Genomic DNA, 26,340 nt, shown 5'->3' with positions numbered 1-26,340 from the left:
ATCGATCATTGACTGCGCCTGCGCGGAACGGTAGATTTATCCGTGTTGTGAATCGATTCACAACACGGCCTCGATGACGAGGGCCCACGCCGTGCGCCGAATCCCTGTGGCCCACCAAGGAAGTGACAATGAAGCCACTCATCCGAAGAATCTCAATGGGCCTGGCCGCAACGCTGGCGGCCGCGCTCCTGATCACGGGCCCCGCGCCCGCAGCTCAGGCGGCTGTCGCGCCCATCGAGGTCTATCCCCTTCAGTCGACGTATCCTGCCTCCCCCGATTTCGTCCTCACGGTCAACGGGCAGAGCGTTCCTGTGCAGGACTACGCGGGCTACGACATCGCGCAGTTCGCGATGGGCGCGGGAGATGCGACGATCTCCATTCGCAAGCTCAACAACACGAACATCGGGTCGTTCTCGATCAGCCCGCTCAAGCTCGGGTTGACCGGTACGGTTTCCGGACCGACATTGACGTTCACCGTCACCAAGGACGAGTATCTCATCGTCAAGATCGATGGTCGACCGGAACTGGTCATCGCGATCGATCCTCTGGAGACGGATCGCCCCGCCGCGTCGGGGGCGGGGATCTTCAATGTCACGGCGTCCCCGTATTCCGCGTCTCCGGGTGCGCAGTACTCCAGCACGGCGTTCCAGACCGCGCTCAACGACGCGGCCGCCTGGGGATCGGCGAATGGTGTGCAGGGCACCGTGTACGTCCCCGCGGGCACGTACACGCTGGGCACGCTCTATCTTCGATCGAACCTGAGGCTCTACCTCGCCCCTGGCGCTGTCCTGAAGTACACCGGAGAAGCCGCGCACTACGACGTCCACTGGCGGAAGAACTCGCAGGCGAGGGATGTCACATGGTTCATCTCCACGCGGTACGGCTCGACGAACATCACCATCGACGGGCGCGGAATCATCGACGGAAACGGGATGGCGTCCCTGCAGCCGAGCAACCTCGGTGTGAACCTGCTCGTGCCGATCTACACGGAGGACTTCGCTGTCGACGGCATCACGTTCCGCGAGTCGAGCAGCTGGGCGATCATGCCCACCCGCTCCGAGAACATGGCGTTCCGGAACATCAAGATGTTCAACCGATTCGACATGGGCGAGAACGACGGGATCGACGTCATGGAGTCGCGTGACGTCGAAGTCACCAATGCCATCGGCATCGGGTTGGACGACCCGTTCAGCACGAAGACCTGGGCGAACCACATCGACCTCTTCGCCAAGGTTCCCGGCTCGCCGCAGCCGCTGGAGAACGTGACGTTCAGTGATCTGGTGAGCTGGACGTACTGCTACGGTCTCAAGGTCGGTCAGGGTGTGTTCCAGCAGCAGCTGAACGTCACCTTCCGGGATGCCACGATCTACGACGCCGCCGTCGGTGTCGGGGTGCACCACAAGTACGGCACGGCCGGGGCCGTGAGCATCCAGTTCGAGGACATCGACATAGAACGGTTGCGGCACAGCAACGACGGAAACCGGACATGGCTCGCTCTCTGGACCGGCGCCACCGCCGAGGGCATCGGTCCGGTGGCCGATGTCGACCTGACGCGTGTTCGGATCAGGGACGCCGGAACGACGCCGGCGCGCATCACGGGAGTGCCAGGCGCACCGATCACGGATGTCAGGTTCGAGGACATCTGGATGCCTGGTGCGACCAGTACGGCGACCACGCTGGCTCAGATGAACGTGACGAACGTCACGGATGCATCGAACATCCAGATCATCCCCTAGAGCGGACGTCGAGGGGCCGCGGAGATCCGCGGTCCCTCGACCCGTCGGCGCGTCCCTTCGGGCCCGCGCTCTCCCGCATCAGCCCACGGAGCGGAAGCCGATGCCGAGAAGGTCCGCTGCGGCTCTGTAGTCCGCGGCATGGTGCCCGACCGACAGCGACCAGTGGTGCCCGGTGCCGGTCGAGCTCCATTCGTCGACCCATTCGCCGGGGTCGCGTCCGAAGTCGACCCGAGAGGTCGTGTTCCCGATCTCGAGCAGCGGACCGGGGACAACGACACCTTCCGAGGCGACGAATCCCAGCGAGCCGTCCCGCTCCTGACCGAGGCTGAGCAGGGTCACCGGGCCCGCGTGCACGTCGAACTCGACCGAGACTCCCCAGCCGCGCTTGCCGTGGTAGACCCCGAGACCCCGCAGCAACGGGTCCTTCGATGACACCGCGAGATGCGCGGGGCCGTCATGACCCATCTCCACCACTCCGTCCTCGAAGTTGAGCGCCTGGATCTCGGTGAAAGAGCCTCCGGCGCCGATCACGCTCGTCGCCACCTGCGCGACGGTCGTGCGCAGTTCATACTCTCCGGTGGTCGGGATGCCGCGCGCCGTGAGTAGGGAAGCCCCGAGGATCATGCCGGCGCCGAGACGCTCGTGAAGCTCACCGTCGAGCCCCCGGTGGTAGTAGGCGAGGCTGTCGAGATCGAAGTCCTCGACCAGGCGGTCGAGGGCGACGCTGACGCGGGCGCCCCAGGAGAAGTCCTCGTCGACGACGGTGCTGTCGATCGTGAAGATCTCTCGTGCGAGCCTCATGCGCGCTGCCGTCTCTGCCTCGCTCACCCGCTCCACGCGCTGGCGCAGATCGTCGAACTCGAGGACCTCGACATGCGAGCCGAAAGTCGAGGGGAGCAGGGTGAGGTCCGTCGAGACGTCGAGCATCCCGGGGTACACGTGCCCCATCAGGCCGTGACGCGCGTGACGCAGCGCCGAGCGGATGCGTGCCGCGTTGATCCACTGCTCGATCCGTCGCCATGCGGATTCCTGCCGAAGATGACCGGAGACGGAACGGAACGGGATCCCGGCGCGCCGGAAGACGTTGCCGAGCTCGGGTACCGAGCACTGGCCGCAATAGGCGAGCCACTGTCCGGTGTCGAAGGTCGCGTGGTCCATCTTCTCCGAGGGCTGAAGATCGATGACCAGCACCGGCGCATGCGATCGCTGTGCGATCGGCAGCACCATCGACGAGGTCAGATAGGTCGTCAGGAACAGGACGATGAGGTCGCAATCCGCCGTGCGAAGAGCTTCGGCCGCACTCGCGCCTTCCTGGGCGTCTGAGACGAATCCGACGTCGATCACATCCGCGTCCATCTGTGCGAAGCGCTCGGAGACGAATCGTGCGGACGCCTGGAGCTGCGGGAGCAGCCCGGGGAACTGCGGCCAGTACGTGCCGAGTCCGCCGGCGACCAGACCGATCCGTGTGCGGCGTCGGATGCTCTCCGGCGCGCGTGTCGAGTGCTCATTCATCGCCGACACCGCCGTGGTGCGCGGCGAGCGACCCGCGCTCGCCGATATGCAGGATTCCGTCCACCCGCCGGGGAATGCCGAGCGGATTGTCCTCCTGGAGCGCGGCGGGCAGGACTCGGTCGTCCGCGCTCTGATAGGCGATCGGGCGGAGGAAGCGTCGGACGGCCGTCGCGCCCACCGAGGTGAACTGCGATGTCGTCGACGGCCACGGTCCGCCGTGGTGCTGAGACCAGGTGACGGCGACCCCCGTGGGCCAGCCCTCGAACAGGATGCGGCCCGCGATCCGTTCCAGCGCGGGCACGATGCGTCCGGTGTCGTCCGCATCGTCGGCGTGCAGTGTCGCGGTCAAGCTGCCCTGCAGCGCGCCCAGGCTCGCGAGCGGTCCTTCGGCGCCGTATCTCACCAGCAGGGTGACCGGCCCGAAGACCTCGGTGTGCACAAGCATCGGGTTCGTGAGGACGGTCGTCTCGTCCACCGCGAGCACGATCGCCTCGCCCTCCCCGCCGGAGATCACCTCGACACCCGCCGTGGCGACGAGCTCGTCGACGCCCGACTCGAAGCGCTCCCTCATCGACGGCGACAGCATCTCCGGCCGGCCGGGCGGCGCCTGGATCGCAGCTTCCATCCGCGACCCCTGCGGAACGAGGACCACGCCCGGTTTCGTGCAGAACTGTCCCGCGCCGAGCGTCATCGATGTGACGAGACCGGCTGCCAGCTCCGCTCCGCGCGTGCGGTCGGCGGTCGGCATGACGACGACCGGATTGACGCTCCCGAGCTCCCCGAAGAAGGGGATCGGGTCCGGTCTGCCTGCGGCGAGATCGAAGAGGGCTCGGCCGCCTTCCGTGGATCCCGTGAAGGCGACCGCCGTGATGCGGTGATCGCGCACGAGTTCTGTTCCCGACGCGAAGCCCTCCACCGTTGTGAGCAGACCCTCCGGTGCGCCGGCGCGGTCGAGTGCTCCCCGGACGGCCGATGCCACCGTGCGGGACAGCTCGGGGTGGCCGGGATGGATCTTCACCACCACGGGGCATCCGACGGCCAGCGCGCTGGCGGTATCGCCGCCCGCGACGGAGAACGCGAAGGGGAAGTTGGATGCGGCGAAGACCGCCACCGGGCCGAGGGGTCGCAGCACGCGGCGAAGATCGGGGCGGGGTGGTGTCGCCGCCGGGTCGGCGTGATCGATCGTGGCCTCGAGGTACGAGCCCTCGGTGACCACGCTCGCGAAGAGTCGCAGCTGCGCGGTGGTGCGTGCGACCTCGCCGATCAGCCGCGGCGCTCCCAGATGGGTCTCCCGGTCGGCGATCTCGGAGAGCTCCTCGGCGCGGCCGTCGAGGTCGTCGGCGATCACGTGCAGCCACTGCGCGCGCTCCGCATCCGATGCGGCAGCCGCCTCGGGGAAGGCGGCGGCAGCGGCAGCAGCAGCCGACTCGACGTCATGCGCGCCGTCGGCGCTCATCGGGCGAGCTCCCGCCCGGTCTCGAGCAGTCGTGCGAGTTCTCGCAGGTGCTCGTCCGAAGGGTCCACGAGCGGTGCGCGCACGGGGCCGACGTCCAGTCCACGCAGGCGCAACCCCGCCTTGACGAGGGATACGCCGTACCCGGGGACGCGCTCGCGCAAGCGCACGAGCGGCTCGTAGAAGCCCGTGAGCAGCGTCGACATCACGCCACGGTCGTCATCGCGATACGCCGTGTAGAAGGCGGACGCCACCTCCGGTGCCATGGCGAAGGATGCGGAGGAGTAGAGCGGGACGCCGATCGCCCGGTAGGCGAGCTGACTGAGCTCCGCGGTCAGCAGGCCGTTGAAGAAGAGCACGTCGTCGCGCCCTGCCCGTGCGGCGGCCAGCGTGAAGCTCTGGGCCGCGGCGATGTCTCCGACGCCGTCCTTCACGCCGATCACCCTCGGATCCTCCAGGAGCCGCTCGATCGAGGCGGCCGAGAAGGTGGCGAGCCCGCGGTGGTAGACGATCACGGGCAATGCCGTGGATTCCGCCACAGCCAGCACGTAGGCGACGAGCCCCTCCTGCGGTGCGCCGACGAGATACGGAGGCAGGACGAGGAGAGCATCCGCTCCGGCTCGCTCCGCCGCGGCGGCGAGGGCGCGAGCGTGACCGAGCGGCCCGCCGACGCCCGCGACGACGGGGACGCGCCCGGCTGTCACAGCCACCGCCGTCGCCACGACCTGTGCGTGCTCACCGGCGTCCAGGGCGTGGAACTCTCCCGTGCCGCACGCGGGGAAGACGGCGCCGGGTGAGAAGCTCAGCGCCTGGGACAGATGCCGCTCCAGAACGGACCGGTCGACGAGGCCCTCCGAATCGAACGGCGTTACCGGGAAGAACAGGACTCCGTGCATCTGCACAGTGCAACCTCACTCTCGTGTCGCAGCCGCCTTGGCTGTGACATCGTTAATCGATCCACATTCGCGAAGGATTGGGTCTTGCGCACCTGTGGGGGTCTGTGCGTAAAGTGTGTTGTGAATCGATCCACATGTCAAGGCTGGATCGCAACCCGGAAGTAGACGAAGTGGTCTCGATGACAACCGAAGCGGCCCCCGCGGCGACCGCCACCGCCCCGCCCCCTGCCCCGCGCCCACGCCGTTCGCGGCGGTCCGGCGTCAGTGTGCCCTGGTGGTTCGTCGCGCCGGCGATCGCCATCTATCTCTTCATCGTGGTCGTGCCCAGCGTGCGCGGCGGCTTCTTCTCCTTCACGGACTGGAACGGCCTCGGCAGCGACTGGGATTTCGTCGGCTTCCAGAACTTCATCGAGGTGTTCGGTGACCGGGCGGCACGCGCGGCGCTGCTGAACACGATCATCCTCGCCGTGGTCGTCACCGTGGTGCAGAACGCGATCGGTCTCGCGCTCGCCCTCGGTCTCAACTCGATGGTGAAATCCCGCTACGTGCTGCGCGTCATCTTCTTCGCCCCCGTGGTGCTGACCCCGCTCGTCGCGGGATACGTCTGGAGCTATCTGCTCTCGCCGAACGGAGCCGTGAACGAATTCCTGCGCGCCGTCGGCCTCGGCGGCCTCGCGCAGGACTGGCTGGGCGACCCGCAGTTCGCGCTGGGCTCGATCGTGCTGGCGATCGTCTGGCAGTTCTCCGGGTACTCGATGGTGATCTTCCTCGCCGGCCTCCAAGCGATCCCCGAGGAGATCATGGAAGCGTCGATCATCGACGGCGCGGGTGCCTGGCGGCGGTTCTGGAGCGTGACCTTCCCGCTGCTCAACGGCGCCGTGCTCATCAACGTGCTGCTCTCGCTGATCGGCGGGCTCAAGCAGTTTGACCAGGTCATCGCGATGACCGGGGGAGGACCGGGCACGGCGACGGAGACGATCTCGACGCTCATCTACAAGAACGCGTTCGCGCTCGGTGAGTATCCGTTCTCGACGGCCCTCGCGGTCGTGATGACACTCCTCATCGCCGGCCTCGCCGCCGTCCAGTACCGCATCACGTCGCGGAAGGCCAGCTGATGTACCGCCGCTACACCGTGCGGACCCTGATCCGCGAAATCGTCCTGATCGTCGCCGCCATCGTCTTCGCGATCCCCCTCATCGCGCTCGTCAACGTCTCGCTCAAGCCGCTGAACAGCGGCACGGGAGCGCTGAGCGTGACCTGGCCGCCCACGTTCGACAACTACATCCAGGCCTGGACGCAGGCGAAGCTCGGCGGCGCCCTCGTCAACAGCACGATCATCGCGGTCGTGAGCGTCGCACTGATCGTCGTGATCTCGGCGCTCGCCGCCTACCCGTTGGCGCGCGTGACGCGGGGCTGGTCGCGGTGGACCTTCTACCTCCTGATCGGCGGCTTGATCGTGCCCGCCCAGCTGGCGCTGCTCCCGCTGTACACGACCATGCGCGACATCGGTCTGATCGGCTCGTTGTGGTCGGTGATCCTCATCAACGTCGGCACCGGCATGCCCTTCTCGATCTTCCTGTACACGACGTTCCTCCGTGAGCTTCCGATGGACTACGAGGAGGCTGCGCTGCTCGATGGATGCGGCCCCGTGCGCGCCTTCGTCAGCGTGGTGTTCCCTCTCGTCCGACCGGTCACCGGAACCGTCATCATCCTCAATCTCGTCGGCATCTGGAACGAGTTCTTCGTTCCGTTGCTCTATCTGACCGGGAGCGGCAACAGCACAGCCCCCGTGGCGATCTACAGCTTCGTCAGTCAGTACGTCACCATCTGGCCCCTGATCTTCGCGGGGCTGGTCATCACCGTCATCCCGATCCTCCTCGTGTACTTCTCGCTGCAGAAGTACGTCATCAAGGGGTTCGCGGGAGGACTCAAGGGATAGTCCTCGGACATATCCCAGCGGCGCACCATTCATGCATCACGGGCGACTGCCCACATCCAAAGGAGGAAAAGTGAATCGCACCACAGCATCCCGTCGCGCCGTCGCGTTCGGATCTGCCGCCCTTGTCGCGCTCGCCCTTGCCGGCTGCTCGACCGAGACCACGGCCGGAGGCGGGAACGGGGAGGACAGCCAGGTCCTCACCTTCACCGCCGCAGGCGAGGCGCCGGCGCAGGCCGTCATCGACGCCTTCGAAGCGGCGAACCCCGGCGTCACGGTGGAGGCGACCTTCGCCAACGACGATGCCTCGTACCAGCAGACCCTTCGTACGCAGCTGTCGGCGGGAACCGCCCCCGACGTCTTCCGCATCTGGCCCGGTGGCGGCAACGCGACCGCCGTCCGCACGCTCGGCGACGACGACCTGCTCATGTCGCTGGAGGATGAGGCGTGGGCGGCCGACCTGAACGACACGCAGCGGTCGGTGTCGGAGTCGTCCGACGGCACACTCGTCGGCATCCCGGTGACCGTGGTGGGCATCGGAGCGGTCTGGAACGATCAGGCCCTGGAGGCTTCAGGCCTCGAGGCGCCGACGACGTGGACCGAGGTGCTCGACTTCTGCGCCGCGGCGAAGGACCAGGGCAAGGTCGCGTTCGCGCTCGGACTGAAGTCCGCCTGGACGACTCAGCTCGTCCCGTATGCTCTCACTGCGTCGCTCGTGTACGGTCCGGAGCCGGACTTCACGCAGCAGCAGCTCGATGGAGAAGCGACCTTCGCGGACTCCGGATGGAAGGACGCCATGGATCAGTATGTGGCCATGCAGGACGCCGGCTGCTTCACCGAGAACCCCAACGGCGTCGGCTACGACGAGCAGATGAAGAGCCTCGGCGAAGGCACCGCGCTCGGCGCGATCCAGGTCACGTCGTCGGCGGCCAACGCGGATCAGTACGCCGCTGAGGGAACGACGTTCTCCATGACGCCGCTCCCGGCGACGGACGACCCCGCCGACACCTTCCTGCCGGTCTCCGTCGGCATCGAGTACGCGATCAACGCCGACGCGAAGAACCCCGACCTCGCCCGCAAGTTCCTCGAGTTCCTCGCATCCAGTGAGGGCCAGGCGATCTACGCCACGGAGTCCGGTGCTGCTCCCGCCCTTCCGTCCGCCGACTTCGAGTCGACGCCGGTTCTCGTGCCGGTGGCCGAGTTCCAGGCCGAGGGCCTCGATCGCCCGTTCCCCGATGTGTTCTGGCCGAACCCCAAGGTCCAGGCGGAGCACCTCGCCGCGATCCAGGAGCTCTTCAACAAGACGATCGACAGCGCGCAGGTCCTCGAGCGCATGGACACCGCCTTCGGCGAGGACTAGAACGGCCAGGATGGGCCAGCGCATCGCTGGCCCATCCACCCGATGGAGATGGACCCATGACGACAGAAAACACCCGCCGCACCGTGACCCTCAGCGACGTCGCTGAGCACGCAGGAGTGTCTCGCGCCACGGTGTCGTACGCACTGACGCAGCCCGACCGCCTTTCGGAGGAGATGCTCGCCCGCGTCCAGTCCTCGATCACCGAGCTCGGCTACGTCCGCAACGACGCGGCCAGACGGCTGCGGGTCGGCCGAAGCCAGGCACTGGGGCTCGTCGTCGCCAACAGCCGCAACCCGGTCTTCGCGGAGCTGGCCTCCGGTGCGGAGGCGGAAGCCGCGCGCCATGGCATGTTCATCCTGCTCGCGAACGCGGATGACGATCCGGAGCGCGAACGCCAGTATCTGAGGTTCTTCGAGTCGCAGCAGGTGAACGGCGTGCTGATCGTCCCCGTCGCCTCTGTGCCGGAAGAGCTCGTCGAGCTCAGTGGCCGGGGGACCCCGTTCGTGCTTCTCGGCAAGCCCGAGGCGAAGACCACGTACCCCGCGATCAGCGGTGACGGCTACAGCGGCGGTCGACTGGCCGCCGAGCACCTTCTCGCGCAAGGACGGCGGCGGCTGCTGTTCGTCGGTGGACCGCACCCGCAGGTGACCGAAAGGCGCGAGGGGGCTCGCGAAGCGGTCGCGGCATCCCCGACTCCCGCTTCGCTCGAGGTAATCGACGTCCCACTGCAGACCGCGCAGGAAGGAGAGCGCATCGCCGACCAGCTTCTCGCGCGAGCCGAACTGCCGGACGGCATCTTCGCCGGCAACGACCTGCTCGCGCTGGGTCTGATGCATCGGCTCATCGCCGCCGGCGTCAGCATCCCCGACACGCTCTCCCTGATCGGCTACGACGACATCGAGTTCGCGGACTTCGCCATCGTGCCGCTGACGAGCATCCGCCACGACGGGCAGAAGATGGGCGCTGCGGCAGTGCGTCGTCTGCTCGGCCTGCCGTCGGCGGCCGGCGCACGGGAGGACGGCTATGCCCCGCAGCTCGTCGTCCGCGACACGTCGTTGCCGGGGGCGTCATGAGTTCCCGTCGCGCGTCGAATGCGCGTCGGATCATCGGATCTCCGATCGACGCGGCTGCGGCCGATGCGCGATCGGTCTCGATCGTCCGGGAGGGAAAGGGGGCGCGCCGCTCTCCTTCCTCTCCCGGACCCGGATGCGCGGAGCGCGGATGAGCCGCATCAAGACGGTGGAGGTGATCCCCCTCGCCTTCGCCGACCCGCCGCTGCTGAACACCTGGGGTGTGCACGAGCCGCTCGCGCTGCGCACCCTCGTCGTTATCACGCTCGATGACGGCACGGTAGGCCTGGGAGAGGCCGGGGGCGACCTCCCCGTGCTCACCGAGCTGCGTGCGGTGGCGCCTTCGCTCACCGGTGCGCGCGTCGACGACTCCACGGCGGTGAGGCGGGCGGTGGACGAGCTCCTCGGCCCCCGCACCCCTGAAGTCAGGCGCAACATCGTCGGCTCGCCCTTCGAGGTCGCCTTCCTCGACGCGTGGGGCCGACTCGAAGGCGTGCCTGTCGTCGAGCTCCTCGGGGGCGCGGTGCGTCGGCATATCGAGTACAGCGGATACCTGTTCTACAAGTGGGCGGGGCACCCTGGCCATCCTGACGATGGCTGGGGCCCTGCGCTCGACCCTGACGGCATCGTGCGTCTCGCCCGTGCGATGGTCGAGGGGCGAGGGTTCCGATCGCTCAAGCTGAAGGCGGGCGTCTACAGGCCCGAGGAGGAGATCGCTGCGATGCGCGCGCTCGCGGACGCGTTCCCCGAATCGCTCCTGCGGATCGACCCCAACGGGGCGTGGACGGAATCCACGGCGGTCCGCGTGTCGGAATCGCTCAACGGGATCGTGGATTACGTCGAGGATCCGGTGCTCGGCATCGATGCCATGGCGAGGGTCCGTGCGGCGACGGATGTCCCGCTGGCGAGCAACATGATCGTGAACACCCATCAGGACCTCGAGGAGGTCGTGGCGGCCTCCGCGCTCGACATCGTGCTGGCCGACCATCACTACTGGGGAGGTCCTCGTCGGGCGCTGGACCTGGCCAGGGCCTGCTCGGACGCGGGCCTCGGCGTCTCGATGCATTCGAACTCGCACCTGGGGGTCTCGCTGGCAGCGATGACCCATGTGGCCGCAGCGTCGGCGGACATCGCCTACGCGAGCGACACACACTATCCCTGGAATGCGGACGACGACATCATCGTCGATCCGTTCGTGTTCACCGACGGCGGGCTCGCCCTGTCGGATCGCCCAGGCCTCGGCGTCGAGCTCGATCGGGCGAAGGTCGAGCGGCTGCACGCCCAGTACGTGCGATCCGGGCGACAGGTGCGCGACGACACCGGATACGTGCGCACCGTCGACCCGACCTTCGATGCACGATTGCCGCGGTTCTGATGCGGACGATCTTCAGCCTCTTCCCGTGGGACGTGGAAGGCGATCCTGACGCACCTCGCTGGCTGGCCGAGCGAGGCGTGACGGATGTGGCGTTGGCGGCGACCTATCACGCGGCCAGGGCGGCGACGCCGCGGCATCCTCGGCATCGCGTCGTCGACGTCGAGACCTCCTCGAGCTATCTGGCGGATTCCTCCTTCCTCCCGCCAGGGCATGCCTCGTTCGAGCGCGCGCGTGATCGTCTCGTGGATGAGGGGATCGCGGTGCATGCCTGGGTCGTCCTCGCGCACCTCGACGGCGCGCGGGCAGACATCCCTCGGGTTGTGGATGCTTTCGGCACCCCGCTGCGTCACGCCCTCTGCCTCCGCTCGCCGCAGGCCAGGGGGTATGTCGACGCCACGATCGACGCCGTCGCGCGCACGGGAGCCGCGTCCTGGATCGTGGAAGGGGCCTCCTGGGCGGGCCTCGGGCACGCGTCGCTGCATGACAAGATCGCGGCGGGCGGCCTCGACATCGAGGCGCTGTCATGGTGCTTCTGCGCCAGGTGCTCCGCGGCTGCCGGGGTCGATGCCGCCGAGGTCCGCGGGGCGCTGACGAGCGGGGAGCCGCTCGACCCTCGTACCGCGAACGGGATACGAGCCGCGCGCCGTGCGGCCGCGGACGAGTTGCGCAGACACGTGCTCGAGAGCGCCGACCGGCACGGCGTCACGAGCATCCTCTTCCACCCTGACCCGGAGGCGACCGAAGCACCGCGCGGTGCGACCCTGGCCGATGCGTGGGGCGGGCCGGATCGTGCGATCGCCGAGCTGCGCGCAGGGCGCGCGCAGGGCGCGTACGTGACGATCCTGGACGATCCCAGACCTGACGCCGAAGCACTGCGCGGTGCATGGTCGGCGCTTCGCGACGCGGGCGCCCAGGACCTTCTCATCTATCACGCGGGCCTCGCTTCGACGCCACGCCTGGACGCGGCACTGGCCGCACGGAAAGGACTCTCATGACCTCCGCCCACGAAGTGTGCCTGTGGGTCACGCCGAAGATCTTCGACGACCTGCGATCGCCCGAGGCGGGTGTGAGGGCGTTCTTCGAGCATCACGCCGACTGGTTCGTCGGCAACGACGTCACCATCGTGTTCTGCGCGGGAAATGGGGACCACGTCCTGGACTGGCGCGGGCCGGGCGGATGGGATGTGACGTTCGACTGGGCGCGGTACAACGCCTACGCCTGGGACCCGGCCGGCGGCGACACCTTCGAGACCGTGGTGCGCAGCCACAACGCCAACTGGCTCGACAGGGTGCGGGAGGGCGGCGAGCGGTCGTCGAATCCGTACTCGGCGGGCCCCATGATGGTGCTGTCCGAGCAGGAGATGGACTACCGCATCCTCGCCGACATCTACGCGGCGTTCCGTGCCGAGGCGGACAGGCGCGGAGTGCGGCTCAGGCTCCTCGAGTACTTGGAGCCGGGACCTGAGTTCTGCCGCAGCGAATGGAAGACGACCAGGCACCCGGAAGTCGCCGCGGCACGCGCCGATGCCGGCGGTCACGAGATCCCCGGACTGATCGATGTGACCCTTCCGCTCGACGAGGACCCTCGCGACTACGCCGGATGGCCGGACGGCATCCCAGGGGGGACCATGGCGGGGGAGTTCATCGCCAGGCAGACCGCGGCGTTCGTCGCAGACTTCGAGCTCGACGGCATCCTGCTCGGCAACCAGTTCGGCCTGCTCGGGTTCTGGCATCCCTCCAATGCTCCTGAGCTGACGCCGGACCGCAGGGACGGCATCCGTGCGTTCTTCGTGCGCCTGCGTGAGGCCATGGGCGACAAGCAGATCTACTGGATGGACAGCTACTGGCGCGCGGAGGTCGAGCGCGAAGCCTGGGGGATGACGGACGAGTGCTACGAGGCGCTGGATGCGATCATCGTCTCCACGTTCGCGGTGCTCGTCGAACGCACGGAGATCATCCCCAACCTGCAGAGCAAAGCGGGGATGCGTGCGCGCACCCTGTACGCGGTCGATTTCGTGGACCCCTGGTACGCGTATCGCACCCACCTCGACGACATCCGCAGCTACGCGTATCAGCGCGACGTCCTCCGCACGCACCGAGACCTCACCGACGGCGTGACTTTTTTCGCGAACGACACCTTCGGTCAGTTCGTCCCCGCGGAGCGCCTCGATGAGACGCGCAGGGTGCTTCAGGGCTGAGCCGACGTGGCCAGGATCCTCCTCACCGGCGCCGCAGGCACGATCGGGCGCAGCATCGCTCCCCTTCTCGCGGCCGATCACCACCTCGTTCTCCTCGACCGGGCTCTTCCCCCTGACGCCTCGATGTGGGAGGGGCGGTGGGTCCAGGCCACGATCACCGATCAGGACGCGCTGGCCGGGGCGATGCGCGACGTGGACCTCGTCGTCCACCTCGCCGGGATCTCGACCGAGGCGCCCTGGCAGGACCTGCTCGCAGCGAACGTGGACGGGACGAAGACGCTCCTCGAGACCGCGCGGGGCTGCGGCGTGCGGCGCATTCTGCTCGCGAGCTCGATACATGCCGCGGGCTATCTGCCGGGAGAGGCGGCTGGCGTCGACGCGGTGCGGCCGGACTCCTTCTACGGCGTGACCAAGGTCGCCATCGAGGCGTTGGGTGCGCTGTACGCCGAGCGGTACGCGATGAGCATCGTCTCGGCGCGGATCTGCACGTTCGGCGAGACGCCGTCGCCGGGGCGGACACTCGCGACGTGGCTGTCGCCCCGCGACATGGCGCGTCTCGTGACCGCCGTCGCCGCGCTCGACGATGCGGGCCATCGCCTCGTCTGGGCGGTCTCGAACAACGCGGCCGGGTGGTTCGATCTGGGGGCGGGGTATGAGATCGGGTTCCATCCCGTGGACGACGCGGATGCCTGGTTCGGACAACGCGGCGAAGGTCACGAGGCCCCCGCCCCTTCGCAGGCGCTCGGCGGGTCGTTCCTGGATCTTCCGCTCGGCGGGTGAACGGGAACACGGCATCCGGCGGGGCCTGGATGCTGCGGCGATACTCTGACTGCGTGAGCACGGTGGACGACTTCCTCGCGCGGCTGTCATCCGCGGATCAGGACTCGGCCTGGACCGCGCGCGAGCTGCTCGCTACGGGGTGGGTGGTGCGTGACGTTCTCGGGCCCGTCCAGATGGATGTCTGGCAGCTGCTCCTGCGCGGAGGGGAGTGCGATGTCCGCTTCGGGATGGAACGCGGCTACTCCGACGGTGTGCACGTCGCCGACGAGGCGGGGGAGTATCGGCCGGTGACGCGGATGATGAGTGCGGAGGATCCGTCCGCCTCCGTGGATACGGCGCCGACTGACGTCCTCGGTTGGCTGATCGAGCGGGCGGGGCGTCCTCGGTCCTGACGGTGTCCGGATGCGGCGTGTACCGACGGGGTGTGCCTGGTTCGATGAGAAATGTCGGGAACGAAGCGAAGTGACACTGAATGTCGCGCAAAAGCTGCCGTTTCGGGCGGAATGCCGCATCTGTGCCGTGACACTCTTTCTCCGGCTTCTGGAGGCCTCTCTCGGCTCAGTCATGTCGCCCCGGGTACCCCAAGTCTGCGCGGTCAAAGGACGCCCAGAGTGCGCTGCGACCGTTTCGCCGCGTACGCACGTGTGTCAGCAGAACGTCCCGGAGATCACCCATCTGGCCCAAAGGACGGTTGCTGCGCGCATCCTGGCTCGCGTGGCTGTCGTGTGCCGAGCGCTCGACGCGGACTGTCGGTACTCGGTATGTTCAGCAGGGGAGGACTGATTGTCTAATTTCAATGCATCGCGGCTTACCTGTTTCGCTCTGCTGTCGGCCCTTGAGGCTGACGCTCGCGACTTGATCTTGCAGCTGGACGAAATCAGCGGTGAGGCCAACTGGCCGTCGGTAGCGCTGGACAATGCTCAGAGCCGGTTCGCGCGAGATCACGGTGACATCGTTGCTGAGAGAAGTGCTCTCGTGCAGTATCTGAACTTTCCGGATGCCACTCAGATTCTTCTCGGGAACAAGGCGACAGCGCTGCAGTTGCTGAATCGGGAAGCCCTCGAAACTCTCGGTGCCCGGTCAGAAGCCCTTGTGGCAATACGAAACAGGGTCGCGCACACACGCCCGTTGCAAGTCGAGGACCTGCCGACGCTGAATGACGTGAGCGTCTTGCTCGCGAGAAGAGATGGCGAGCGATGGCCCACGTTGGTCTCGACTCTGGCCAGGTTGCGCGAAGAACCGTCCTTCGTGCTCGGGCTTACAGTTCAACTGCGCGCAGATGAAGATCCGGGGCCATTCCACAACCTTCCAGTGCCCGATTTCGATGAAACGGGGTTCGTCGGTCGCGGAAACGCCGTCCGCCAGATCAAACGTGCCGTGCTCGGTCCGTGGCCCGCTGTGTCGATCCTTGGTGATGGTGGCATCGGCAAGACGTCGATTGCGCTCAAGGTCGCGTACGACATCTTGGATGACCACCGAGACGAGTTCGACGCCATCGTGTGGGTCACCGCGAAGTCGAGCACTCTGAGTTCGCATGAAGTGAAGCGGATCAACGGAGCGATCCTCGATTCGGTGGGGTTGCTCGCTGAGGCCGCCCGCCAGCTTGGTGCGCCGTCCGAGTCGGCGGATCCACTTCAGGAGCTACTCGACTACCTTGAGACGTTCCGAGTCCTACTGATCCTTGACAACATGGAAACAGTGATGGATCAGCGCCTCCGTGACTTCCTGCGGGATCTGCCTCGAGGAAGCAAGGTGCTCATCACGAGTCGAATTGGCTTCCAGATGGAAAGTCCGTTCAAGCTCGACCCTCTGACGGAGTCGGAGTCGAACCAGCTCCTCATGGCCTTGGCACACGGACGCAACGTGCGCATCATCAAAGAGCTTGACGAGGTCGGGAAGGCCAAACTGCTAGAGAAGACGAGCGGTCATCCCCTCTACATCAAGTGGCTTGTCGCTAGTGTTCAGGCCGGTCGGCGCCCGAGCGAGGTCGTCAGCAACAACGAAACGTTGCTCGATTTCTGCATGTCCGATGTCTTCGACAAGCTCAACGAGCCTTCGCGTCAGGTCCTGCAGTCGATGCAGGTCATGAAGGGGTCGCGAATGCAAGCAGAACTTGCATTCCTGAACGCGATGAACGCGCACGAGATTCAGTCCGCTCTCCTCGAGCTACTCGCCACCAACTTTGTGTTGATGACGCAATCGGCGTCCAATCAGATCGAAAATGGATACATCGTTGGAGATTTTGCTAGCGCGTACCTTGCGAGGAAGCAGCCGACGCCAAGGCGTCTACGGGATCACGTTCTTGAGCGTTCAGCGAAGCTGCGCGAGCTCAGCTCGACGATGTCAGGGGACCAGCGGCTCAATCCTCTTGACCCGTGGACGCTGGACATCCGCGGGCCTGAAGATGTTCCCGTAGCCAAGATTCTCCGCGATGCACACCGTGCCATTCAAGGCGGACGGCCAGACCTCGGACTCGACCTGTGTCATGAGGCGCAAGGTCTGTCGCCGTCGTATCACGAGGCATGGCGTACCGAGGCGCTCGTACACATTCGGCGGCGGGACCACGGTTCTGCGGAGCAGTCGTTCGAGCGGGCAATCGAGCTCGCCGAGGGCATGTCGGCCGAGGCTATCGTCAAGTACCACTTCGCAACGTACCTCGCAGACGAGACGCGCCAGTACGACCGAGCGCTCCCGCTCCTGCAATCAGCTGCTGTCTCGAACGGTGCCATCGAGATCCTGCTGGAGATTGCGCGTTGTCACTTCTACTTGATGAGCTACGCAGAGGTTGTCGACGTATGCAGAGGCGCCGTGGATAAGCCGATGACCTCGAATCAGTCCGACGACTTGGCGTTGCTCGGATTGCGAGCAACCTCCTACGGCCTCATTCGCGACCTCTACGACGGTGCCGTCGATAAGGCTCTTGAGCTCATTGAACAAGCGACTGAGTTAGCTCACGAGATCAAGGTAGAACAGTACGCAGGAGACCTCGGCGACTGGCTGGTGGCAGTGACGCACTGGGCTCAGCGTCTCGCGGATGACATCAGATCGGATGACTACCTCTCGCGGCGTTCAGACGAGTTCATGGCCCGGCTTAAGGCGCGATTGCGGGTCATCGATCCTGAACTCTTGGAACGGAAAGTTGCTCAGGCCAAGTCGCCGCTGCCTGAGGGCGGCGACTACCTGTTCCTGGCTGACGGTCTGGATACGTTCGTCCACAGAGACCGCGTTCGCCCGCGCTCAGCGTGGAGTCGCGTAACCTCGACCAGCGTCTTCGCGTACTACGGGGAGGTGGGGGACAGGGGGCCCCGTGCTAACAGGGTGACGCTGCTGGATTGACCTGGCGTTTCGGATCGGTGGCAGTACAGGCGGAAGGGGCCGCACCCTGATAGGGCACGGCCCCTTGTAATAGGCCTGCTGCCCCTACGCCCGCTTCATGCTGAGCTCATCTGCCTCTTCATCGTTGAGCTCGCCGACGAGTTCAGCGATCTTCACCGCGATGTCCTCGATGGGCTCTTCTGCGGTGCTGAAGCCACCGCGGGAAGCAAGAGTGGGACTGACCTGGTCTAGCTCCTCGAACGTCACGCCGTGCATGACCGGGATGAGCAGATTGCGACGGAGGAGTGCGCTGAGCTCGTTGCTGGCGATGCTTCGATCTGTAAGCAGCTTCTCCAGCATTGCGGGCGTCACCAGCACGATTCCGATGCGAGAGCTCACGAGTCCCCGGTCGATGGCGACGCGCATGTCTGTGCCCGGGCGAAGCGTTACCTCGCTGAACCATACAGAGACGCTCTCGTCAACGAGGAGGTCGTAGAGGTCCTTGGCATCTTCCTTACGGTCGGGCCACGCGTGGCAGAGGAAGACGTCGTGGGCCTGGGTCCGGGATATTGCCGCAGTGCGCACCGGTTGGAGGTCGCGGACCTGCTGGGGCGTGTACGACACGATCGACGTGCTGGGAGACCACTTCGGTCTTGCAGAGCGACTGCCGCCTCCACCTCCGCCCCCACCGCCGGACCGTGGTGTGGGGGTCACTGACGGTGGCGTATGCGAAGGATAGGCCGGCCTCGAGTAGCCATAGCTGTATCCCCCGCGTCCGCCATGAACGGGGCAGTCCGCGCCGCCGCCGCGGATGTGCCCTCGGACTGGGGCGGTGCACTGTCCGTAACCGCGCGCCATTATCGTCGTCCGTTTCGGTAAGCGAGCCTGAAGCCCATGCCGTCTATCCGTCCCGCGACCCGTCTCTGCCAAGTGCGAGTCGGCTTCAAGCTCGCTTCCACGGGAGCTGAGACCTGCATTCGGTACCGCTGACGCGGGTCGCGTTTGTTCTTACGTCGAACGGTCATTCAACTTTACGTTCGGCCTCCGACACAGACCCGGGGGTGAGAATCACGCTCGATGTACTTTGGTCGTCACCTTGACCGAGGGGCGATCTGCCTGAACGCCCGTCTGAGATGCCCTCTATCGACGGGTTGTCGTCGAAGCCGAGCATAGTTAGGAGTCGTCGTTCGGATCGAAAACTTCAGTCACCTCGAGAACCGGTGCGGTCGCACGTGGGGCCGCGAGTTCACGACAGCAGCGGGGAGCGACTGGTTGTCGTAGATGGTGACGGCCGGCGTTGGTTTCGGCCAAGGGACCTGAGCGAGATGAGGCCCGTCGGGGTGCGTCGCGACCCAGCCGAAGGCGTTCTTTGCTTGAAGCCGGTTCACCTCGTGGGCGATCTTCGTCGCCGCACGGCCCCCCACGTTCCAAACCATGGAGTCCCATCGTGATCCAACTTCCCCGTAGACGAGGGCGTGGCGTGGGCTGAGGGGAAGGATCACCTCGTCAGCGTCGTGGAACCCGACGTCGCGGCCGTTGGAGATCAGCACAAGGTTCTCGGGGGCAACGCGTTCGCCGTCGATGCGAATTCGACTACGCAGGTCGCCTTTAGGCGCGTTATCCCGAGGGGTGAGGACGACTGGTTCATCACCAATGATCAGCAATGGTGCGTCGAGAGTTGCGACGGAGACGGAGCGGTGGGAAAGATGGTCAGCCAGGGTCTCGCTGACGCGATGCATGAACTGGATGTGATCGTTCTGGTGCGGCACGATCTCTATCTGCTGAATCTCTTCGGCGCTGATCTTGTCCTGGTTGACCAGCTTCATCCCGTAGTCGGCCATGAGCTCCATGGCACGTCTGGTTCGCATGCCGCGCGATGCCTGTACTGCAACGAACGTATCGAGTGCGAAGCGGTCGACACCCGATGGTGGGCGGGGAATCCCGAAGGCCGAGCTGGACAGGTATGGACGGATCACACGGGCGAACTCAGCCTCGACCTCGCTCAGCCACACTTCCATGGCGCCGTTGGGAGCCATGTCGAGATCGATGAACGTATAGAAGTCTTTGACAGCCACATCGCCGACGGACACGACGCGTACCTTGCTCGTCATGCGGTCGCGCAGGCGGATCTGTCCTGCTCTGTTGGCGAATCTGCGCAGAATTGTGCGCGGCACGATGTGATGCCGAGCGCCAACCTGACTTCTCAAGTCGATGGACTCATACCACTGTTGAGCCAGTCGCTCTGCGCCGGCATCGCTGGCCAGCTGATATAGGCGTCCCACGGGGACATGCTGGCAGGTGCCTCCGACATTGCCCCGCTTCTCACTCCTGGATTTGCCCCGCCGCACTCGCGACCGGGCAGCCTGCCGACTCTTCAACTGCGTCACGCACCGCGCAGGAGGTGGTTCGGCACCTGACGGATCTCGGATGAAGCGTGGCGGAGGATGAAGTCATCAACAGCCCGCTCGTTGCTATCAGCCTTCTCCGTGCCGCAGGACTCATCGCAGGCTCCTTCGAGAGTTGCCGTCGACTCGGTCTCAGGTTGCGGAACGCCATTGCCCCGCTTGCCGGTGATACTCCTCCCAGGCGGCTGTAGGGAAGGTAGGCGTACGGGGTGTCGTGACACTCTGTGCAGGGGGTGATTGTGGATGTGTAAGCCAAAGGTGGTTTGTGCAAGGCAAAGAAGTTATCGACGAGAAACCTCTTGACAACGCATCCGCCCCGTCGTAACGTACAACCAAATGGTTGCACAAACAGAACTGAGCGAAGCGGAGATCGACCGTGTCTTCCATGCACTGGCGACGGCGACGCGGCGGGACATCCTGCGCCGCACGATCCTCGAGGAGCAGTCGGTGTCGGCCCTCGCCGCCGACTACGACATGTCGTTCGCGGCGGTCCAGAAGCACGTCGCCGTGCTCGAAGCCGCGCACCTCATCATCAAGCGCGCCGAGGGGCGCGAGCGGCTCGTCCGTGCGGACCCTGCGATGATCGCCCGCGCGAGGGCGCTGCTCGCCCGATACGAAGACCTCTGGCGGTCGCGCATCGCCCGCCTCGACGACCTGCTGGCCGACGCTTCGACAAGCTCAGCGACCGAGTAACAGCGAACACATCAAGGAGAACGACATGCCCGTCACCGACGTCATCACCGACGCTGACAACCTGACCATGACCGTCATCGCGGACTTCGCCGCCCCGGTCGACCGCCTCTGGGACGCCTTCACCGACCCGCGCCAGCTCGAACGCTTCTGGGGTCCTCCCGGATGGCCGGCGACGTTCACGGCCTGGGCGTTCGAGGTCGGCGGCCACGCGCACTACGCCATGCACGGCCCGCGCGGCGAGATGTCCGCCGGCAGCTGGGAGTTCCTCGCGATCGACGCTCCGAAGGGCTTCGAGGTCCTCGACGCCTTCGCCGATGAAGAGGGAAAGCCTCTCGACGGATTCCCCGCCATGCGCATGACCTTCTCCTTCGCCGCGACCGAAGACGGCAGCAGGATGACGAACACGAGCTACTTCGACTCGGCCGAGGCGCTCGAGCAGATCGTCGAGATGGGCGCCGTCGAGGGCACCCGCATGGCGATGGCTCAGTTGGATGCCGTGCTGCAGGACCTCCGCGAGTACGCGCAGGGCAAGGGCACCCGCCTCGAGCTGCTCGACGACACCCACGTGCGCATCACCCGTCTCGTGAACGGTCCGCGCGAACTGGTCTGGCGGGCCCACCACGACGACGAGCTCGTCAAGAAGTGGATGCTCGGGCCGGACGGCTGGGAGATGACGGAGAGCATCCAGGCGAAGGAGGTCGGTCAGAGCTACCGGAACTCCTGGGCTCCTGTCGGCGACACCCCCGGTGAGGCTTTCGGCTTCGAGGGCGAGTTGCTGCTGTCCGATCCGCCGCGCCGCGCGGTCACGACAGAGCGGATGCAGGGTCAGCCGATCGAGACGCTCAACGATCTGAACCTGTACGAGGAGGACGGCGTCACCCTCATCACGCTCCTCATCGAGTATCCAGACAAGGACACCCGCGACATGATCCTCGCCACGGGGATGGTCGACGGCATGGAGTCCTCGTACCAGCGGCTCGAAGCGGCAGTGCTCGAAGGCGCCCGCTCGTAACGAGACAAAGCCGGTCGTCACTCACGTGGCGGCCGGCCTCCGCGCGTCTCAGCGGCGTCCGCTGCGGGTAGACCAGAGGGCCAGGATGATGAGCACCGGCTGGAAGAACAGCCGGACGAAGCGCTTCATGTCCGTGTCGAGGCCGAAGCCGTTGCGGTGGTGCATCCACTGCGACACGTTGCCGGGGAACACGGCGACGAAGAACAGCGCGGCGATGACGCCGACCAGTCGTCGCCGGCGACGGGCGAGGATCAGGGCCGCGCCGAGCCCGATCTCGACCACGCCGGACGCGAGAACGGTCGCATCGGGATCCAGCGGCACAGACTCCGGCACCTGCGCCTGGAACTCCTCCCTCGCGAACGTGAGGTGCGAGACACCGGCGAAGGCGAGAGCGGATCCGAGCAGGAGCCGTGCTGTCGTGCGTGCGGGCGAGGACATGCTGCGAGTGTACGCCCGCTCAGATCAGTCGCCGCAGGGCCTCTTCGAGGGAGATCCGCTGCGCCTCGGCCCGGTCCCGCAGGCGGGCGTGCTCGTCGGCCGTGAGTGCGACGCGCACCTCGATCGGGGCGAGGACAGAAGTGTCGAGCCCGGCGAGCAGATCGGATGCCTCGGCCCACAGCGGCGTCGCGGAGGGGCTCCCTTCGACAGGCTCAGGGAGCGGGGAGGCGGGCTCAGGGAGCGGGGAAGCAGGCTCAGGGAGCGGGGAAGCGGGCTCAGGGAGCGGGGAAGCGGGCTGAGGGAGCGGGGAAGCGGGCTCGGTGCGCGCTCGCGCCGACTCAGCATCCGTTCCGGACGCACCAGCCGTGAACCCTGGACCCCTGTTCGGCTCTCGCTTCTGCTGGTACGCCTTCGCCGCGCCGTTCGCCCGTTCGTCCGCCGCCTCGTTGAGGTCGTGCCCCGCATGGCCCTTCACCCATTGGAATCGCACGTCGCGACCGCTCATCGCCTCGTCGAGCGCCTCCATGAGGTCGCGGTTCAGCACGGGGGCGCCATCGGCCTTGCGCCAGCCGCGGCGCTTCCAGCCCGGCATCCACTTCGTGATCGAGTCGATGACGTACTTGCTGTCGCAGAGGATGACCAGAGCCTCGTCGCTCTGCGCTGTCGCCCGCAGCAGTTCGAGAACCGCCTGCAGCTCGCCCTGGTTGTTGGTGCCGTGCGGCGACCCGCCTGCCGCCCAGTTGGCGTCGTCGATGTACCAGGCCCAGCCGTTCGGGCCGGGGTTGCCCAGGGCGGAGCCGTCTGCGGCGGCGGTGATCGTCATCCTTCGAGCGTATCCCGCGTGATAGACGGCGGATGCCGAAGCGGAGCGCGCTTCGACAAGCTCAGCGTGCGCGGGTTCAGGCCCGCCGGAAGGTGAAGTAGCCCGCGACCGCGCCGTGGTTCACCACGCCCTCGCCGGTGCCGAAGATGCGCGCCGATGTCGTCGCGCCGCTCTCGACGAAGGTGTAGCCGGTGTGCTCGAGCCGCCACCCCACCTTCTCGATCTCGGTGAGGAAGTATCCGACGCTCGTGTCCGTCGTCATGACATTGCCGGCCGAACCCCACGATGAGCTCTCGCCGGTGAGCAGGCTCACGTCCAGCTGAAGATGCAGCAGCACGTCGCCGCGCGCGTGCGCCTCGGTGGCGAGCTGCACCTGTCGGGCCGCTTCATCGGCAGTGGGCATGCGTCCTCCTCGGGATCTGTCGCGATCAGCGTAGTCCGGTCATCCCTGTTCGATCGCGATCACCGTCGTGCGCCGCACGCCGCCGTCGACGGGGACCTCGTAGCGCACTGGCATCCCCGGATGCATGACGGAGAACCAGAACGTCTCCACGCGGGCATCCTCGCCGTGCACCTCGTACTTCAGGCACTCGACCCTGCCGATCGGGAGATCGAGCGTCTGGGTCGACAGCACCGTACGGTCCGCGTCGAAGGCGGCATGCGCCTGCAGCTCCCGCCAGGTGACCCGCGACCGCGAGACGGCGCCGTCGACGACCCGGTCGGGGCCGGACACCCAGCGCTCCAGCGTCGCGCCCTCGTCATCCGCGTCGCGGAAGCGGTTGACGCGGATCAGGCTCGCCTCGCCGGGAGCTTCGACGAGCATCCGGATCGTCTTTCCACCCCTGGCCGCGCCGCGGATCTCGCCTGCAGTGAAGGGCGTCGGAAGCAGGCCGGGGCCGAGCAGATGCGCATCGGAATCAGGCATGGCGCCATTCTGCCCCGCGAGGTGCGACGTCTCGCGGTTCGGCGGGGCGACGCGCCGACGCCGACCTGGCCCGGTCAGTCGCCGACGATCCGATCCACGGCCTCGCGCAGTACGGTGCGTTCGAGCGGTTCGACGTCGAGGGCGCTGTGGATGCTGATGCCTTCGATCATCGCGTCCAGCAGGCGTGCGGTCGCCGGATCGAAGTGCCGCTCGAGTGCCGCCCTGCTGCGGGCCATCCACGCGCTCGTCAGCTCCCGATAGCGCTCGTCACGTGCGGCAAGCGTGTACAGCTCGTGCGAGAGCACGAGCTCACGGCGCCCGGCGAACACGTCGTGCTCGATGAGTGCAACCACCGCGTCCTTGGCCGCATCCCTCGTGGTCGCCCTGCTCAAGCGCGCTTCGAAACCGTCGGCGATCTCGTGCGAGAAGCGCGTGAAGGCCTCGCGGAGCAGCTCGTCGATCCCGGCGAAGTGATAGGTCATCGATCCCAGCGGCACGCCCGCCGCCGCCGCGACCTTCCTGTGCGTCGTGCCGGCGACGCCCCTCTCGGCGATCACCTCCAGGCACGCTTCGACGATGCGGTCGCGCCGCTCGGGGTCGTACCGCGGGTTCGTCGGCATCAGATGCTCCGCACGACCTTGGCGGGGTTGCCGACGGCGACGACGTTCGCCGGGATGTCGCGGGTGACCACGGCGCCCGCTCCGATCACGCTGTTCTCGCCGATCGTGACGCCGGGGCAGACGATCACGCCTCCACCGAGCCAGACATTGTCGCCGATCACGATCGGCTTGGCGGCTTCGAGCTTGTCCCGTCGCGGCTCGGGTTCGATCGGATGCGTCGGGGTGAGCAGCTGCACGTTCGGCCCGATCTGGCAGTCGGCGCCGATGGTGATCGGTGCGACGTCGAGCGCGGTCAGGTTGAAGTTGATGAAGGTGCGCGCGCCGATGGTGATGTGCTCGCCGTAGTCGACGAACAGCGGAGGACGGATCACGGCATCCGGGGCAAGGTCGCCGATCAGGTCGGAGAGCCAGCCTCGTGCGGCTGGGTCACCCGCGATGACCTGGCGGTGGTAGAGGTCGGCCAGGCGCGCAGCTCGCGCCGACCGGGCCTCGATCTCAGGATCGTCGGCGATGTACAGGTCGCCGGCGAGCATCCGCTCATGGTTCGTGCGGGGATCGTCGGCGAAGTAATCCTTCATATGTACAACTGTACACATGAAGGACCGCGGCCGCAGGAGAGATCGGCCGGGGGAGTGGGGCTACGCCGGGTCCTTGGGCTCCCCTTCTGCATGATCGGATGCCTCGGGCGCCGGCGGAGTCACGGGGAAGACGATCGACTCGACCGAGGCGCCGAGTCCGACGCTGAGCGGATCGACCACCGGAGCGGACAGCGCGTCGACGCCATCCGGCGTCGACGGCTCACCAGGAAGCGCGGCCCATGCGCTCTGATCCTCGGGGCGCTGCGTGAACATTCCCATAGCCCTATTGTGCGCGTCCGCGCGGTGAACCGGCTCAGAAGTCGGCGATGATCAGCTTCTTCATCGACATCATGTGCTCGTACGCCCCAGGTCGACGCATCAGCTCGGCCATCTGCTCCGGCACGATCTGCCAGCTCACGCCGTGCCGATCGGCGAGCCAGCCGCACGCCTCCGCCTCCGGAACCGCGCTGAGCGCGCCCCAGAGGCGGTCGATCTCGCGCTGGTCGGCGCAGCGCACCTCGAGCGATACGCCGCAGGTGAACCGTGCATCCCGGTCGACCGCGGAGTCCATCATCGCGAACCATTGCTCCGCGATCCGGAACTCGCCGAACATCACCTCACCGGCGGACGCCGGGCCGGTCGCGGCGGGGTACTCGGCCACGAATCCGAGCCCCGAGTCCTCGAACAGCGACACGTAGAACTCGGCCGCCTCCCGCGCCCTGCCCTGCACCTCGCCAGCGAAGAGCAGCTGCGGAATGACGAACGGACGAGGATCCCCGGCCGGATCCGTGAGCATGAGCTGCCAGTTCACGCCGTACCGATCCTCCACCCACCCGTATCGCGGGCTGAACGGGTATTCGCCGAGGTCGAGCACCACGTTCCCCGACGCCGATAGCGCGGCCCAGGTGTCGTCGAGCGCCCGTGCCGCTGCCTCGCGATCGCCGCCGTGGAGGAGGGGGTCGAAGTTCAGCATGAAGGAGATCGACGCGTTCGGACGGAACTCGTCGCCGGCGTTGATGAGGGTGACCTGGTAGCCGTCGATGTCGACGTCCACCGTGAGGGCCTGCCCTGCGAAGTCGCGCTGCCATTCGGGCACCTCATCCGGATAGCGGGCGGTGACGACGGCGGATGCGCGGGGGAGGGCCGATGCATAGAAGTCGCCGGCATCCTCGGCGCTCCTGTCGAACCAGAGATTCGGGATGATCCGCTGCGTCAT

The 26,340-nt window shown here is 66.6% G+C and carries 26 protein-coding genes; 13 read left to right on the top strand and 13 right to left on the bottom strand.

The window, feature by feature from the left end:
• Positions 1-155: 155 nt before the first annotated feature.
• A complete protein-coding gene (locus ACWGJP_RS04840; RefSeq protein ID WP_452328619.1) occupies positions 156-1,736 on the top strand; it encodes a glycosyl hydrolase family 28 protein in 1,581 nt (526 codons plus the stop codon).
• Positions 1,737-1,814: 78 nt separating this feature from the next.
• Here ACWGJP_RS04840 and ACWGJP_RS04835 read toward each other — a convergent pair whose 3' ends face one another.
• Genes ACWGJP_RS04835 through ACWGJP_RS04825 form a run of 3 tightly spaced genes read right to left on the bottom strand, consistent with a single transcriptional unit; the run spans position 1,815 to position 5,603 of the window.
• Positions 1,815-3,248 (bottom strand): arabinose isomerase, encoded by a 1,434-nt coding sequence (locus ACWGJP_RS04835; RefSeq protein ID WP_452328618.1) that lies wholly within the window; start codon positions 3,246-3,248, stop codon positions 1,815-1,817.
• The gene (locus ACWGJP_RS04830) at positions 3,241-4,704 is read right to left on the bottom strand and encodes an aldehyde dehydrogenase (NADP(+)) (RefSeq protein ID WP_452328617.1); all 1,464 of its coding nucleotides are present in this window, start codon (positions 4,702-4,704) and stop codon (positions 3,241-3,243) included. Before ACWGJP_RS04830 ends, ACWGJP_RS04835 begins: the two co-directional genes overlap by 8 nt.
• Positions 4,701-5,603 carry a 5-dehydro-4-deoxyglucarate dehydratase gene (locus tag ACWGJP_RS04825; protein WP_452328616.1) on the bottom strand — a complete coding sequence of 301 codons (903 nt, stop codon included), beginning with the start codon at positions 5,601-5,603 and terminating at the stop codon, positions 4,701-4,703. Before ACWGJP_RS04825 ends, ACWGJP_RS04830 begins: the two co-directional genes overlap by 4 nt.
• Before the next feature lie 173 nt (positions 5,604-5,776).
• Here ACWGJP_RS04825 and ACWGJP_RS04820 point away from each other — a divergent pair, with 173 nt between their 5' ends.
• The 10 genes from ACWGJP_RS04820 (at position 5,777) to ACWGJP_RS04775 (ending at position 17,651) form a co-directional block, all read left to right on the top strand.
• Entirely contained in the window at positions 5,777-6,712 is a 936-nt protein-coding gene (locus ACWGJP_RS04820) for a carbohydrate ABC transporter permease (protein WP_452328615.1), read from the top strand.
• Positions 6,712-7,536 carry a carbohydrate ABC transporter permease gene (locus ACWGJP_RS04815; RefSeq protein WP_452328614.1) on the top strand — a complete coding sequence of 275 codons (825 nt, stop codon included), beginning with the start codon at positions 6,712-6,714 and terminating at the stop codon, positions 7,534-7,536. The genes ACWGJP_RS04820 and ACWGJP_RS04815 overlap by 1 nt, the downstream gene beginning before the upstream one ends.
• Positions 7,537-7,606: 70 nt before the next feature.
• On the top strand, positions 7,607-8,893 hold the full coding sequence (locus tag ACWGJP_RS04810) for an ABC transporter substrate-binding protein (RefSeq protein WP_452328613.1): 1,287 nt from the start codon (positions 7,607-7,609) through the stop codon (positions 8,891-8,893).
• 56 nt (positions 8,894-8,949) lie between these two features.
• Positions 8,950-9,966 carry a LacI family DNA-binding transcriptional regulator gene (locus ACWGJP_RS04805; protein ID WP_452328612.1) on the top strand — a complete coding sequence of 339 codons (1,017 nt, stop codon included), beginning with the start codon at positions 8,950-8,952 and terminating at the stop codon, positions 9,964-9,966.
• Positions 9,967-10,114: 148 nt separating this feature from the next.
• A complete protein-coding gene (locus ACWGJP_RS04800) occupies positions 10,115-11,338 on the top strand; it encodes an enolase C-terminal domain-like protein (protein ID WP_452328611.1) in 1,224 nt (407 codons plus the stop codon).
• Positions 11,338-12,333: a hypothetical protein gene (locus tag ACWGJP_RS04795; protein ID WP_452328610.1), complete on the top strand. Its 996-nt coding sequence runs from the start codon at positions 11,338-11,340 to the stop codon at positions 12,331-12,333. The genes ACWGJP_RS04800 and ACWGJP_RS04795 overlap by 1 nt, the downstream gene beginning before the upstream one ends.
• The gene (locus ACWGJP_RS04790; RefSeq protein ID WP_452328609.1) at positions 12,330-13,535 is read left to right on the top strand and encodes a hypothetical protein; all 1,206 of its coding nucleotides are present in this window, start codon (positions 12,330-12,332) and stop codon (positions 13,533-13,535) included. The genes ACWGJP_RS04795 and ACWGJP_RS04790 overlap by 4 nt, the downstream gene beginning before the upstream one ends.
• A 6-nt stretch (positions 13,536-13,541) precedes the next feature.
• Complete coding sequence (locus ACWGJP_RS04785) at positions 13,542-14,315, top strand: NAD-dependent epimerase/dehydratase family protein (RefSeq protein WP_452328608.1); 774 nt, start codon at positions 13,542-13,544, stop codon at positions 14,313-14,315.
• Between the two features lie 53 nt (positions 14,316-14,368).
• A complete protein-coding gene (locus ACWGJP_RS04780) occupies positions 14,369-14,707 on the top strand; it encodes a hypothetical protein (RefSeq protein ID WP_452328607.1) in 339 nt (112 codons plus the stop codon).
• 463 nt (positions 14,708-15,170) lie between these two features.
• Positions 15,171-17,651 (top strand): NB-ARC domain-containing protein, encoded by a 2,481-nt coding sequence (locus ACWGJP_RS04775; protein ID WP_452328606.1) that lies wholly within the window; start codon positions 15,171-15,173, stop codon positions 17,649-17,651.
• Between the two features lie 84 nt (positions 17,652-17,735).
• On the opposite strand, the gene ACWGJP_RS04770 is transcribed toward ACWGJP_RS04775, so the two are convergent.
• Complete coding sequence (locus tag ACWGJP_RS04770) at positions 17,736-18,254, bottom strand: toll/interleukin-1 receptor domain-containing protein (protein ID WP_452328605.1); 519 nt, start codon at positions 18,252-18,254, stop codon at positions 17,736-17,738.
• A 581-nt stretch (positions 18,255-18,835) separates the two neighbouring features.
• A complete protein-coding gene (locus ACWGJP_RS04765) occupies positions 18,836-19,912 on the bottom strand; it encodes a DUF4238 domain-containing protein (RefSeq protein WP_452328604.1) in 1,077 nt (358 codons plus the stop codon).
• A 459-nt stretch (positions 19,913-20,371) separates the two neighbouring features.
• Here ACWGJP_RS04765 and ACWGJP_RS04760 point away from each other — a divergent pair, with 459 nt between their 5' ends.
• Together ACWGJP_RS04760 and ACWGJP_RS04755 are read left to right on the top strand one after the other, a co-directional pair.
• Complete coding sequence (locus ACWGJP_RS04760) at positions 20,372-20,728, top strand: ArsR/SmtB family transcription factor (RefSeq protein WP_452328603.1); 357 nt, start codon at positions 20,372-20,374, stop codon at positions 20,726-20,728.
• A gap of 25 nt (positions 20,729-20,753) precedes the next feature.
• Positions 20,754-21,740, top strand: coding sequence for an SRPBCC family protein (locus ACWGJP_RS04755; protein ID WP_452328602.1), 987 nt, complete (start codon positions 20,754-20,756; stop codon positions 21,738-21,740).
• A gap of 48 nt (positions 21,741-21,788) precedes the next feature.
• On the opposite strand, the gene ACWGJP_RS04750 is transcribed toward ACWGJP_RS04755, so the two are convergent.
• The 8 genes from ACWGJP_RS04750 to ACWGJP_RS04715 form a co-directional block, all read right to left on the bottom strand.
• Positions 21,789-22,178 (bottom strand): DoxX family protein, encoded by a 390-nt coding sequence (locus ACWGJP_RS04750; RefSeq protein ID WP_452328601.1) that lies wholly within the window; start codon positions 22,176-22,178, stop codon positions 21,789-21,791.
• Positions 22,179-22,197: 19 nt separating this feature from the next.
• Entirely contained in the window at positions 22,198-23,001 is an 804-nt protein-coding gene (locus ACWGJP_RS04745; RefSeq protein ID WP_452328600.1) for an RNase H family protein, read from the bottom strand.
• A 76-nt stretch (positions 23,002-23,077) separates the two neighbouring features.
• Positions 23,078-23,404: a hypothetical protein gene (locus tag ACWGJP_RS04740; protein WP_452328599.1), complete on the bottom strand. Its 327-nt coding sequence runs from the start codon at positions 23,402-23,404 to the stop codon at positions 23,078-23,080.
• A 39-nt stretch (positions 23,405-23,443) separates the two neighbouring features.
• Complete coding sequence (locus tag ACWGJP_RS04735; protein WP_452328598.1) at positions 23,444-23,926, bottom strand: hypothetical protein; 483 nt, start codon at positions 23,924-23,926, stop codon at positions 23,444-23,446.
• A gap of 74 nt (positions 23,927-24,000) precedes the next feature.
• Positions 24,001-24,546: a TetR/AcrR family transcriptional regulator gene (locus ACWGJP_RS04730; RefSeq protein ID WP_452328597.1), complete on the bottom strand. Its 546-nt coding sequence runs from the start codon at positions 24,544-24,546 to the stop codon at positions 24,001-24,003.
• Positions 24,546-25,124 carry a sugar O-acetyltransferase gene (locus ACWGJP_RS04725; protein ID WP_452328596.1) on the bottom strand — a complete coding sequence of 193 codons (579 nt, stop codon included), beginning with the start codon at positions 25,122-25,124 and terminating at the stop codon, positions 24,546-24,548. Before ACWGJP_RS04725 ends, ACWGJP_RS04730 begins: the two co-directional genes overlap by 1 nt.
• A 60-nt stretch (positions 25,125-25,184) precedes the next feature.
• Positions 25,185-25,403 (bottom strand): hypothetical protein, encoded by a 219-nt coding sequence (locus ACWGJP_RS04720; protein WP_452328595.1) that lies wholly within the window; start codon positions 25,401-25,403, stop codon positions 25,185-25,187.
• Between the two features lie 34 nt (positions 25,404-25,437).
• A complete protein-coding gene (locus ACWGJP_RS04715; RefSeq protein WP_452328594.1) occupies positions 25,438-26,340 on the bottom strand; it encodes a VOC family protein in 903 nt (300 codons plus the stop codon).

The sequence above is a fragment of the Microbacterium sp. NPDC055903 genome (assembly GCF_053615555.1).
Note: the sequence above shows the minus strand (reverse complement) of the source record. Positions and strands in the feature narration are given on the sequence as shown.